The 12,650-nt window shown below is 63.4% G+C and carries 8 protein-coding genes; 3 read left to right on the plus strand and 5 right to left on the minus strand.

Going from position 1 to position 12,650, the window contains the following annotated elements:
* Window positions 1-20 precede the first annotated feature (20 nt).
* The 4 genes from HPY44_04430 to HPY44_04445 all read right to left on the minus strand — a co-directional run bounded on the left by HPY44_04430 (window position 21) and on the right by HPY44_04445 (window position 5,427).
* Window positions 21-1,724: a hypothetical protein gene (locus tag HPY44_04430; GenBank protein ID NSW55234.1), complete on the minus strand. Its 1,704-nt coding sequence runs from the start codon at window positions 1,722-1,724 to the stop codon at window positions 21-23.
* Window positions 1,725-2,125: 401 nt separating this feature from the next.
* Window positions 2,126-3,601, minus strand: a complete 1,476-nt coding sequence (locus HPY44_04435; protein NSW55235.1) for a sulfatase — start codon at window positions 3,599-3,601, stop codon at window positions 2,126-2,128.
* A 21-nt stretch (window positions 3,602-3,622) separates the two neighbouring features.
* Window positions 3,623-4,315 carry a hypothetical protein gene (locus HPY44_04440; protein ID NSW55236.1) on the minus strand — a complete coding sequence of 231 codons (693 nt, stop codon included), beginning with the start codon at window positions 4,313-4,315 and terminating at the stop codon, window positions 3,623-3,625.
* Window positions 4,315-5,427 (minus strand): AAA family ATPase, encoded by a 1,113-nt coding sequence (locus HPY44_04445; protein NSW55237.1) that lies wholly within the window; start codon window positions 5,425-5,427, stop codon window positions 4,315-4,317. The genes HPY44_04440 and HPY44_04445 overlap by 1 nt, the downstream gene beginning before the upstream one ends.
* A 183-nt stretch (window positions 5,428-5,610) precedes the next feature.
* Here HPY44_04445 and HPY44_04450 point away from each other — a divergent pair, with 183 nt between their 5' ends.
* Together HPY44_04450 and HPY44_04455 are read left to right on the plus strand one after the other, a co-directional pair.
* Entirely contained in the window at window positions 5,611-7,581 is a 1,971-nt protein-coding gene (locus HPY44_04450; protein ID NSW55238.1) for a hypothetical protein, read from the plus strand.
* 663 nt (window positions 7,582-8,244) lie between these two features.
* On the plus strand, window positions 8,245-9,600 hold the full coding sequence (locus tag HPY44_04455) for a hypothetical protein (GenBank protein ID NSW55239.1): 1,356 nt from the start codon (window positions 8,245-8,247) through the stop codon (window positions 9,598-9,600).
* Window positions 9,601-9,608: 8 nt separating this feature from the next.
* On the opposite strand, the gene HPY44_04460 is transcribed toward HPY44_04455, so the two are convergent.
* Window positions 9,609-10,751 carry a hypothetical protein gene (locus HPY44_04460; GenBank protein ID NSW55240.1) on the minus strand — a complete coding sequence of 381 codons (1,143 nt, stop codon included), beginning with the start codon at window positions 10,749-10,751 and terminating at the stop codon, window positions 9,609-9,611.
* Window positions 10,752-11,075: 324 nt separating this feature from the next.
* Here HPY44_04460 and HPY44_04465 point away from each other — a divergent pair.
* Window positions 11,076-12,650, plus strand: a 1,575-nt coding sequence (locus HPY44_04465; protein ID NSW55241.1) for a hypothetical protein, incomplete at its 3' end; no start/stop codon positions are given.

The following is a 12,650-nucleotide window of genomic DNA, read 5'->3' on the forward strand; positions in this document are numbered from 1 at the left end:
GAAGGCGCTCGCTGCGGTATTCAGGGCTTCAGAGTGAAGGTGACTTCTTTCGTTATGGGTGCGTCGAAGGCGGTGGAGTTGACCGTGACGGTGCCTGTGAGTTTCGTGCCGTCCAGGTTGAGGGTCCCATCCGTGAGCTTGACTGTCAGTCCGTCGTCGTTCCCGTCAAGGAGCGCGGTGCCGATGATCTTGCCCAGGGATGTTTGCTGGCCGGTGCCCGATACGGGGTATGTCCCGCCGGGGTCACAGCCGCCCGGGTCCGCGCACTGGATAAGAGTCTCCACCACCGTCCCGTCGAAATCCAGCTTCACCTGATACGGGTCGATCAACTGGCCGTTGCCGGAGACAGTGACGGTGAGGGCCAGGGAGACCTGGGCTTTCCAGACGCTGCCGTCCACCGTGTCAGTGGTTTCCCCCGCGATCGAGCCCTTGTAGACGTCGCCCGGAGCCACGGGGAGGACCTCGGACTCCACCAGTTCGTGATTGGGGTTAGCCGCGGCCGCCTGCTTCACGATCCGCAGGGCCTCCGCTGCAGTGACCCCACGCTGGTCCATGATCTTGCTGATCAGGGCGAGAGCATAGGGCGCTGCAAAGGACGTGCCGTTGGCAGATTCCGGATTGCTCACCCAGACGAAATCATCGAGGAGCAGAGACGCGTAGTTCGAGAAATCCTGCCCTTTCGATCCGACAATCAGGACGTTGTTGCGCAGAACGCCGGCCAGAGCGGGGTCTCCCATGATCTCGGCCAGCACGGTGTCCAACGGCATGTGGTTGTTCCCCGCGCAGAGCGTGATGACCAGGTTTTCGCGGTAGAACAGGGGCAGTTGGGAGATGGTCTTCAGCAGCGACTTCCGGTCATAGGCGTATTCCACGAGGGCCCTGCGCTGTACTTGGGCAGGCTGGTCGTCCCAGTCCGCGCCGTTGACCAGGCCGTGGTATGATGAGATATTGATGAGAGTGGGGGCCGTCTTGCGCTCATTGATCTCTTTCTCGGTTTCCCAGATCGTCCACGTGGATATCGGCCTGCTATCTCCGTCATCGCGACAGGCATTGATGGTGACGCCGCGGTCGGTGAGCACCTTCTGGACCTGGGCTCCGTGGTCGCCGTCGCAATCATCAACCACGGTTGCGCCTGTTGATCCGTAGTATCCCGCGAGGTGAGGAAAAGCCAGGTAGACCGAGGCGTTCTTGCGCACGTTCTCGATGTAGGTGCTCTCCTGCCCAACCGCCACACCCACCAGGTAATAGCCCACGCCCGGGATCTGCGCGAGTACGGTCCCGCCAAGTCCCTGGAGGAAGCTACGTGCCGTGTTTGCCGGGATGGGTGTGTCCAGAATCACCTGTACCTGGCCCGGGAATGCCGAGACGGTGGTGTCGATCCCGTCGTGTTTGAAGGTAACGTTACCGGGTGTTGGAGGCGGGCCCGGGTATCGCACGGCGTCGGCGAAGGGGTCTGAAGCGATGGTCGATGCGCTCAGCAGAATGTCCAGAAAAATCGCGGCGCCTCGCGGTCCGGGCCGGCCCTCTGCTCCAAGGTCGAAGCGAGGATCAACGGTCCCGCCCGGCTGATGAGACTGTCGCCAGGCCTCGACATAGAGGCGGAAGTCGGTTGCGTCCACGTCTCCATCGAGGTCGAAGTCGCCCGGGTTGGCGGCACTGCAGGGGACCGCAAGGGCGAAGAACCAAAGAAAAACGACTGTGAACAGATACTTCGGGTGTGTCACTTCAGCGCTCAACTCCTGATGCTATAGACGCCTTCGCGGGACCTGCAACTGGCCCGGCGATCGGCGGCCCCCTCGGCCAACCAAGCCGCGCGCTCGGCCGGCAGGACATGCTGACGGGTATGTGGAACCCAGAGAAAACAGACCAGGCTGCGCAGACTCGACGGAGGCGTTTGACTTGACCCCGTGGCACCAGACCAGACGCATTCTCGCCGCCGTAATCGCCGGACTGACGGCCTCCGTGGCCCATCGACACGGCCTGCCTCTGTGGCAGGCAGTGCTGCTGGGAGTTGGCCTGGCAATACTCGTTGCCAGCGTGGTACTACCCCTGCTGTGGAAACCCCCGAAAGACCAAGGGCGGAAGGGCCCGAAGCGGTAGTCATCGGGCCTCGAACCGTGTGCGGCTACAATCCCATCCGCTCATATTGCTCCGGCGGAACCTGCAATTCCTGCATGGCCGAGCGCATGAGATCTTCATACTCCACCTGCAGCTCGGTCCCCGCGAGATTCTCGCGCTCGTTGGGGTCGGCGCTGATGTCGAACAGGTAGTCCTCCCCGGTGACGAGTTCCGGCTCGCAGTGCAGGCGTCGCATGTCTTCTGGTTCCACCGGCATCCGGCAGACCGGCATGCCGTCGGCGTGGGGCACGAAATCCCCGCACTCCATGCGCTGATCGGGCATGGGTATCCGCCACCAGGGTGCGGTGGACCAGCGATTTGTATAGATGTACAACGGCTCATTGCTGGGCGTGCGCGCGGCGCGCATGTATGTGCAGCGGCCATCCGTGACCTGCATGTGGGCCCCGAACCACCCATACAGAGCGCTGTTGCGAATGCTCTGGGCCCGGCCGTCCATGAGCGGCACCATTGATCTCCCGTGACACGGACCGGGCGGCTCGATCTCGAAGCCCTCGAGAATCGTGGGGTAGAAGTCCACGGTGGTGGTCACCGCGTCTATTCGCTGTCCCGCGCAAAGGTCCCCTGGCATGTGGATCAGCATGGGCCGATGGGCGATGGCCTCGAACTGCGGGCAGGTGGGCTTGCCCCACCAGCCATGCTCGCCCAGGAAATGCCCGTGGTCGGTCATGAGAATGAGCATGGTGTTGTCCCACAGGCCGAAATCGTCCATGCGGTCCAGCACCCTGCCCAGCCAGCGGTCGGCCATGGTGACCTTGCCGGCGTACTGAGCGCGGATGTGACGCACCTGGTCCTCGGTGTAGTAGTCATTGCGCCCATAACGAGGCCAGATGAAGAACGGGCCGTCGTAGTCCGGGTCATACATGGTGTCATAGGGCGGCGGCACGTGGAAGGGCTCGTGGGGGTCGAACTCGTCCACCATAAGAAAGAAGCGGTCGTGGGCATGATGGTTGGCCTCGAGCCAGTCCGCTGTCGTCTGGAACGTGCGGGGGGAGAGGTAGTCGGCCTCGCGCTGGAACCTTGCCATGTTGCGCTGATATCGGGGCGTGAGGTTGTCCAGCACTTCCGCGGGCCGCGGCGCGGGTTCGGTCGCCCACGGGTCATTCTCATGGCCGCGGATGAACTCCCAGCCGTCGAAGTCGGTGTGGTAGTTCTCTCCGCCGTCCTCCCACAGGTGGTAATGGTCACTTATCAGCATGGTGGTGACGCCATTGGCCTTGCAGACCCGGGGGAGAGGGTTGTCGTAGGGCTCCAGCGATCCCCACGGCCGCCAGGGGAACTCGACGCAACCGGTCCACAGGTCCCTACGGGTGGGCATGCAGGGCATCGAGCCGATGTAATTATTGGTGAAGATGGCGGAACGCTCCGCGAGACGGTCGAGATTGGGCGTCTTCACCCAATCATTGCCATACAAGGGCAGAAAGTGGCGGTTGAGGCTGTCCATCAGGATGCAGATGACGTTCATAAAAGGCCTCCGTTGGGTGGGTCAACCCCGTGCCAGTCGCTGGATGAAGTCCAGAAGACCATCGAACGCATTGGACCCGAGGTCCCAATAACCTCGCTTGGCGGCTGTGCCGACGTGAACTTCCGGGTCCGCTTGGGCGGCGATGTAAGCGTGCGCGCGGGCTTTGCATAGGGTGTGTTCCGGCGTTGCGAAGACACCCCTTTCTCTGAGACAGTCCAGGAACTGCTCAGCACACGCGGCCTGCGGCGTGGTCTTGACGGCCTGCCAGCACAAGTCCTCAAGCGCGCCCTGCTTGCCCGCCCCCGGCATGATGTAGACACCAACGCGCACCGGCAAGAGCATGGTCTCCGTGAGCACGAACTCGCCTTCTACGAATTCGCCTGGCTTTCCGGGGTAGGGAAATCGCGCGTTCTGCAACGCCTGACACACGCTCTGAAATGCAGCCTCCGGGTCGTTGTCGGCATCTCGAAGGATGCCCAATCGAGCGGGTGGACTGTCCTGGGCCTTGTACAGGTCAAGGAAGCTGGGGTCCTCGCCCAGCCCTTCCAGCGTCAGCGCCAGCTTCGTCTTGCCTCCGAGGGGCAGGACGTCGATTGGACTGTCCGTATCATCCTGTCGCACCTTGAGTAATGCCTCTATGAAGGCTTGCTCGTGAGTACCCTCAACGATGAGGATGCGCCGCTCCTTGACAGAGATCTTCTGCCCACCCCCCATCACCGCACCTCCAGGCCGGCCTCAAGCGCGGCGCCAATCTCTTCGGGACCGTAGACCACGTCCACGATGCGGCCCTGCAGTTCGTGCAGCCGGTGGACGCGAAGCGTTGGCTCGGGAACGTCTCGCAACGCCTGCCAAGCGGCTTCAATGCACTCAAGGCTGTGCGTGGTTGCGAACAACTGAACATCGAACACACGACAGGCCTCTGCAAGCGCGCGCCACACTTTGACATGCACCGAGTGATGAAGGCCGTTCTCAATCTCGTCGATGAGAACTGCACTCCCGCCTGAGCTTGCGATTGCAAGCAAGAAGGTTGCGAGCCGGTTCATGCCGTCGCCCATGTCTCCGAGCGAGACCAGGTGCGGTAGCCCCACATCACCGTAGAGCGCCGACGAGCCTTCGGGCATCGGTGCTGCGTGTATGGCCTCCAGCCGAGGCTCGATGATGCGCAATGTGTCGACCAGCAAAGGGAGGCGTTTGCTGGTAACGAGTTCTCGCACCCAACCATCGAAGCTCGCATCATGTCGGCAGTCGCTGCTAACGAGAAATGGTGGCCCCATGGCGGATGAACGGGCCATGACCGAGTACGCTGCCGCTCTCGGCGTGAGAGCCACCCGTGCCCTCGAATTGCCCACGGGGTCCGTGAGTTCCGCCACGAGAACGGGAAGGAACTCGCCGGGCCTAACGTCGCCGTAGCGACGGTACCAGTTCTCGGCCTCCTCGGAGCCGAGCACGTCGCTTAGCTCCTCCATTCGATCAACCTGTCTAAGCACAAGACTGCCGTAAGCAAGAGCGTTCTCGAGGCTTGCCCCGGTGTCCCGCTCCGACGGCATTGCATCAATCGCTATCGCTCGGGAAGCGTCGAACCGGTGGAAGAGCGAGAGCCACGCCTCGGCACCCATCGAGCGACGGTCCCTCAGAGTGTATCCTCGTCGATCGAGTATGTCATCCAGGATGCGCACGCTCCCGTGGTTGCCGCGGAGATAGATCGCCTCAAGCAACGCCGTCTTCCCAACGTTGTTTTCACCGGCGATGATGTTGATGCCGCCGATGTCGGTCATCACCAGTTCCTCGAACCGGCGGTAGTTGCGGATCGTGATGCTCTGGTACACGAACATCAGCCTCCCACCGTAGTGGCCATCAGCAGCGCAGGGGCTCACTGTGCACCCCATCATACCGCCCAACCGCGCCCTGCCTCAAGCTCCCCGGCTTGTCCGCATCTTCGTTTGACAATCCCCCGGCCTTGGACGCACAATAGCGCGTCGTTTCCACCGCGTACGGGGACCCGAAGCCTCATGAGCCTCATGCACAGGACGGAAGTCGATAACAGCCAGTTCCAGGACCACCGCAGACGCGGCGTGACCCTGCGAATCATCCTCATTGCCCTTTTCGTCGCGCCGCTGAACGCCTATTTCATGGCCGACCTGCACCGCAGGGGCATTGAAGACCCCACGGTGGTCTCACTTTTCTGGAACTGTCTGTTCATGCTGGTGGTCTTCCGGCTGATCAACGGCGTCATCCTGCGCTGGGCGCCGAAATTCGCATTCTCTCCCGCCGAACTTCTGGCCTTCTTCATTCTGGTTTCCGTCACCACATGCGCAAGCGGTCTGGATACGCTGAAGACCAGCATCGCCACCATGCAGGGGTACGCGTACTTTGCGAGCCCCGAGAACCACTACGAGGACCTTTTCGGCACATACGTCCCCGAGAGCATGACGGTCAGCGATATCCCGGCGCTGGAACGGCTTTGGAAGGGGGACAGCTCCATCTGGGACCCGCGGAACTGGAAGGTCTGGGGACCGCCGATCCTGCGTTGGTGGGCGCTGTTCACCTTCATGTGGGGCTGCACCGGAGGCCTGGCGGTGATTTTCCGCCAACGGTGGGTGGAGCGTGAGCGCATGAGCTTCCCCATCGTCCAGTTGCCCTTCGAAGTCAGCCAAGTCAAGCCCACCAGTGTGCGGATGCCTGCCTTCTGGATAGCCTTCGGCATCGCGGCCTTCATCGGACTGCTCAACGGCTTCCATGTCTTCTACCCGCAGATCCCCGAGATTCCGGTGAAGATCGACCAGAGCCCCATGTTCAACCTGTCCAAGTATTTCGTGGGCAGGCCGTGGAACGCGGTGGGGCGCCTGTATGCCTGCGGGTACCCGTTCATCACGGGGCTAGGGCTCCTTCTGCCCCAGGATATGAGCCTGTCGCTGTGGCTGTTCCACCTGTTGTGGAAGGTTCAGTCGATCCTGGCGGCGTGGATGGGTATGACAAATGTGCGCGAGTTCCCCTTTCAGAAAGAGCAGTCTTTCGGAGGGTATCTGGCAATCATCGGCTTTGCGCTCTGGGCTGCCCGACCATACTTCAAAGAGGTCTGGAAGCGTATCCTGGGTGGGGGCGACCCCTCAATGGACGCGAAGGAGCCTCTGCGCTATCAGACCGCGTTCCTGATCTTTGCCGCGGGTTTCGTCTACAGTGTTGCGGCCGGCATCTCCATCAAGATGGCCTGGATCGTGTCCATCGCGTTCTTTGTGCAGTATTACCTGATGACCATGATCGTTGGACGCATCCGGGCGGAGATGGGCCTGCCAACTCACGAACTGGAACGCCTTGGGCCCACCGTGATGCAAGGCAATGTGCTGGGCCTGAACAATCTGGGCCTGCAGAACCTCACCTCCCTCTCACTGTTCTTCGGCTTCACCCGCGGTCTGCGCAATATCCCCTATCCTCACATGTTCGAGGGCATCTATCTGGAAGACCGGCTCGAAGGGGACAGCAGAAGGATGCTCATTGCCAGCATGCTGTTCGTCCCGGTGGGGGTCTTCTGCGCGTACTACTGGTACCTGCACCTGGGCTACATCCATGGGTGGGGCGCGGACTGGAACCAGTGGATGCCATGGTCCAGCCAGGAGGCCTGGCGCCAGTTGAGCGGCTGGATCAATGACCCGCAGGGATTCCACTGGGGCCGAACCATCGCCACGGTCGTCGGGTTCGCAGTGTACTTCGGGCTCATGGTGGTGCGGACGCGCTGGGTCTGGTGGCCGATCCATCCCGCTGGATTCGCGATCTCAACCACCTGGTACATGTCCCACATGTGGACGCCGATGCTCATCGCCTGGACCACAAAGAGCCTGGTGTCGCGCTACGGCGGGCTGCGGGCGATCCGGTCGCTCCCCGCCATCGCCTTCGGCCTCATCCTGGGGGACGTCATGACTGGTGCGTGCTGGACCATCTACTCGCTGATTACCCGGGTGAACACCTACGCCTTCTGGCCGTAGCCTCGGCGGCAATGGATCTCCTGCCACTCTCCCACGCCCCGGGCAGGTCATTCCCATTCCCGAGGGGAATAAGCGAATGATCGCCAGGGGCGCCAGTTCAGTGCGCCAAGACTGGAGTGGGCTATGGGCATTCCTCACCTGCTGGTCCTCGCATTCCTCATCTGCGCGCCATGCATCGCGCAGGAGAATCTGCTGGCAAACCCGAGTTTCGAGCTCACCACGCCCGATGGTGGCCCGCAGGCCTGGTCGGTCCGCGCTGGGGAGAGAATGGAGTTGCGCACTGATGGCGGCCGAACAGGCGTCAACTACGTGCGCATCTTCGACCCGGTGCCGACTGCAGGTGTGGGCGTGGAGTCCGCGCGTATCCCGTCGCGGCCCGGCGGCAAGTATCGGGCTTCCGCCTGGTTGCGCACCGGCGACACGTGCCAGCCGGGGATCTACCTGAACTTCTACGATGATGTGGGTAATCGGGTGCATCATCTTTTCCAGCGCATCCAAGGCCCCACGGACGGCTGGGCGCAGGTGAGTGTGGAGACGACAGCGCCTGAGACAGCACTTCTCGTCTCGACGCTGATCTACGGATACGCAGCGGATGTGGGGAACATCGATGTGGACGACGTCGAGATGATGGTAGAAGGCGGCAAGGAGCCGGGCAGCGGCGGAATCCCCTCCGCGGAGACAGGTGAGAAGAGCATGGTTGACATTGGCGACCGGCGCGAGCTATTCGTGGACAGCTATCTGGTGGACAGCCTGAGCGGGGATGCGCGACGGGTCCTGCACCATCCCGTGCCGCGGGAAGTGGTGCTCACCTTCGACAAGCCCTGGGAAGGCCCCTACTGCGGCTACTTCACGGTTTTCGAGGACGAGGGCAAGGTGCGCATCTACTATCGCGGCTGGCCTGATCTGTCCCAGGGTGACTGCACCTGCATGGCGGAGAGCGAAGACGGGATCAATTTCGTACGCCCGAATCTGGGACTGTTCGACTGGGCCGGCTCGAAGGACAACAACATCGTCTGGAAGGGCGAAGGTTGTCACAATTTCACGCCCTTCAAGGACAGCAACCCCGGCGCACCCGAAGACCAGCGCTACAAGGCCCTCGCCAGCGCGGGACCCAAGGCCCAACTTGTGCCCTTCGCGTCACCCGATGGCATTCACTGGCGTAAGCTGCAGGACCAGCCGGTGATTACCGAGGGCGCCTTCGACTCACAGAATCTGGCTTTCTACGACAACATCCGGGGCGAGTACGTGGAGTACCACCGGGGGTTCAAGGACGGGGTGCGGGACATCATGGTGAGCACGTCGCCGGATTTCCTGAACTGGACGAAGCCGGTATGGCTGTCATACGGGGACGCGCCGCGGGAACATCTGTACACGAACGCGATCATCCCCTACTTCCGGGCCCCGCACGTGTACATCGGCTTCCCGTGCCGCTTTGTTCCGGGCCGCAAGAAGCTTCCGACCCATGGCGAGGACGGCGTGAACGACGGGGTGCTCATGAGCAGCCGCGACGGTCTGAATTTCGAGCGCTGGGTGCAAGCTTTCGTGCGGCCGGGGCCGGACCCTCTGCGCTGGACGGATCGGAACAACTACCCGGCGTGGGGGATGGTGGCCACGTCGGATGAGGAGATCTCGATCTACTGGACTGAACATTACCGCTACCCCAGTTATCGCCTTCGCAGGGGAACGCTGAGGACGGACGGGTTCGTGTCGGTGAATGGGGGAGAGGATGGGGGCGAAGTGCTGACCCGCCCCCTGACCTTCTCCGGTTCGAGCCTGGAGATCAATTACTCCACCTCCGCGGCAGGGTCCATCCGGATCGCGCTTTGTGACGAAACCGGGGCATCTTACGAGGGCTTTGGGCTGGCGGACGCGGAGATACTCTTTGGTGACGAGATCACACACACCGTCAAGTGGCGCGGCAGCGAGGACGTCAGTGCGCTTTCGGGCAAGCCGGTGCGGCTGCGGGTGCGGCTAAAGGACGCGGACCTGTACTCCTTCCGGTTTGTTCGGGGCGGCTAGCCTGCCTTTCACTCGCCCCAGCCCGGGGACACTCGCCGGGCATTACGTTCGATCAGGGCGGCATCCAGGGCACGGATGCCGCCTTCGCTTTCCACAACCGTCAATGCGCAGGCTTGACTGAGCACAAGTGATTTGAGCAGGCTTGCCGGGGAGCGCCCGAAGAGCATAATGCCAAGGAGCAGGCCTCCATGCGCAGCATCCCCGGCGCAGATGGTCTGCAGCGGCTTCACGCCCGGCACAACGGGCACGTCCGGCCCGCGCTCCTCCAGCTCCGCAACACTCTCGCCAGGTTGCGAAATGAGCCACGCGCCGCGCCGGCTGTGGACGAACACCAGTCCCCCAAAACTGCGCCAGAGGCCCGCATCCGTGGCCCCGTATTCATCCATATTCACAGACATGAGGTCCGGGCTTGCGGACGGTCCTCTGCGCAGGCAGGCATCCACCGGCGCCCCACCCACATCCAGCGAGACCAGGGTGGTCGGATGCGTCTTCCGGATCGCGGCGATGATGTCGGCGTAGATGCCCCGGTCGGGGCCGCCGTGGACCCGCGGTAGGCTCCCGGCAAGGGCCACTACCTCGGTCGGAGGCATCTCCGCCGCATAGCTCACTGCCCGGTCGCGGCAGGCGCGGTCCCACAGGAGATAGGGGCTGAAATTGATCAGTTCGGCGCCGTCGCAGGAGACGATGTTCGCGCAACGCCGGTCCGTCTGCACTTCCCCGGTGGGCGGCAGGTCCTCCAGTCCAATCTCCACGTTCCCAAAGTCCCGCGCTTGCAGGCAGGCAAGGTACGCGCCGCCCGGAGTGAAGCGGGACAATGCGGCTCCTGGAACCTCGGGCACGCGGTAAGGAGTCGCACAACCGGGGAGGAAGGTGACCAGCCGGGCGCTGAGGCGCTCCCGGGCAAGGCGTGCGAGAGCCGTGTCCGCGGCGGGGTCAAGGAATGCCTCGAAGACCCGGGCGATATTGGTGGCTTTGCCACTGGCGTAGGTTGCGGTGATGACCGGGCGGAGTTTGGCTCCGGCCGCCACGTCGGGCAGTGTGACGCAGTGGCTCTCGTGGCGCAGGAATCCGGATTGCGGATCGCAGCCAAGCCGCCACAGCTCGTCGGCGGCGGGAGCGAGTTCGAGTACGGTCAGCCGGGCCTTACTCATGGCAATTCCCTGTGGATGCGTTGCATCTGAGACGCCCTGAGGATAGCCCTCAGGCGTTTCGTGTCAAGGCTCTCCGAGGCCCGCGCAAACTTGACTTGCGGCGGAAGGTGACCTATGATGCTTGATGGATGGTTCGTGACCGCGCGTGGGCAGCGCGGATGGATTTCGGGGCCACTCTCATCGGGGCTTGCGCAGGTGGACAGCTGTGCCGGGAACGTCCGGCATGCAGTCGCGTCCGGCCGACTCGCCGCACTCCCGCTTGCAGTTACAGTCGCAGCAGGCGCTCTGCGCGCCATTCGCGGACGGTCCGGAGGAAACGCAGCTATGACGCTGAACAAGTCTCGGAGCGTCGCCCGGTGCATCTTCGCGGGCTTCGCCTGCGTATTGCTTGCGGCGGCTTGCCCGACCGTCGCGTTCTGCCGCCCAAGCGTGGCCATCACCGCACCCGCCGACCAGGCGTTGGTCTCCGGGCAGACTTGGATCAACCTGGCCTTCCGGAGCGACACGCGCCGCCAGATCGTGCGCCTCGAGCTTCAACTGGACGGGCGCGAGGCCCAGGCGTACGTCCTGCCGGTCCCCCTGGTGCAGGGCCAAAAGACTTTCCCTCTGGACGCGAGCATGCTGCCGCCGGGCCCCCACGTGATTTCGGTGCGTGCTTTCGATTCGCTGGGAGAGACCGGGGATGCGCAAGTGACTATCAACGTCGCGGGCGCGGGCCCTGGCGCGGCTCCGGCCGGCATGCTAGATCGGATTCCGCCTGTGGTGACGGTCTACTACCCGGCCCAGGGCGCCACCGTGTCGGGGACGGTGCAGATTCGCGCCGAAGCCAGCGACCAGGGCGGCGTGCGCAGCGTCCTTTTCTTTGTGGACGGAAAGTTGCACACCGTGCGCATGAACACGCCTCCGTACACGGCGACGTGGGATACTACGCGCTACAGTGAAGGTCCCCACGTCATTGAGGCGCGGGCGAAAGACAACTCCGATAATGAGGGCCTGTCCGCGCCGGTCACCGTGATCGTCCAGAATCAGACGCCGGAGCCATTTGCACCCGGCCCTGGCATCGGCCAGACCTCGCCTTGGCCTGGAATGGCGGGCGCGCCCGTGGTGCACGGTCCGGCCGCCGGTGGGACGGAAGGCGGAACGCCGACCATAGTCCCTCCGGGCCCGAGTGGCGACTCATTGCCCCCCGTGACCTGGCCGCCGGTAGCCGGTGGGGGAGCCACGGGCCCCATCGAATCCACTGTGAAGCCGGTTGAGCCTTCGCGAAGCGCCACGGTTTTCGAGCCGGGGGCCCGTCCGGGCGTGATCGATGTGCGCGAGCCCAAGCTCTCAACGCCGCCGCCCGAGGTCGCCGTGGCTGGTGGGGACGAGACCCCTGCGCCCGGAGGAGATGAAACACTTGCGCCTCCGCCGTTGGAGCATGAAGCACCGCTGCCCGCCGGAGGCAAGCCGCGCACGGTGATTCCCGGCATCGACCTGAGTGCAGCGCCGCCCATCAAGCCGGAACTCGCGGTGGATGTCACCCCCCCGCCCGCGGATGGTGGCAAGAACGCAGAACTCGCCGCGCCCGGCGGTGCTGGTCCGGACACAGTGATTGCGCCTTCCGGAGCAATCATACTCCCGGACACTCACGTTCCTGCCCCGGAGCCCGTACCCGAGCCGCAGCTAGCGGTCCCTGCGCCAACGACTGAAGCGCCCAGAGGGTCGGGTGCGAGGCTGGCGCGCGAGACGCCGCGCACGGAACCTATTGCGACTCTGGAAGGGACTGTGTTGACGCCACAGGTGGGAGAACCCACACCGGAACCAGCGACAGAACCAGCGACAGAACCAGCGACAGAACCAGCGACAGAACCAGCGACAGAACCAGCGACAGAACCAGCGACAGAACCAGCGACAGAA

It is taken from the genome of Armatimonadota bacterium, assembly GCA_013314775.1.
GTDB lineage: Bacteria > Armatimonadota > Zipacnadia > Zipacnadales > JABUFB01 > JABUFB01.